Raw genomic sequence first — 221 nt, 5'->3', positions numbered from 1 at the left:
GGATGGTACTGCTATCATGCAGGGTGTGGCGACAGCCTTTATTGCTCAGGCATTCAATATTGACCTAACCATGGGTGACTACCTAACGGTTATCCTAACAGCAACGCTAGCGTCTATCGGTACAGCCGGTGTTCCTGGTGTAGGTCTAATCATGCTAGCGATGGTATTGAACCAAGTAGGTCTTCCTCTAGAAGGTATCGCTCTAATTATGGGTGTTGACC

General features: G+C 48.0%; 1 protein-coding gene. It reads left to right on the top strand.

The window, feature by feature from the left end; all coding sequences use genetic code 11:
- Positions 1-221 (top strand): cation:dicarboxylate symporter family transporter (locus AB4585_RS27525; RefSeq protein WP_372171926.1); only part of this gene is annotated, 221 nt, incomplete at both ends.

This window comes from Vibrio sp. 10N.222.49.C9, from assembly GCF_041474985.1.
Taxonomy (GTDB): Bacteria; Pseudomonadota; Gammaproteobacteria; order Enterobacterales; family Vibrionaceae; genus Vibrio; species Vibrio crassostreae_C.
This window is presented reverse-complemented; position numbering and strand designations above follow the sequence as displayed.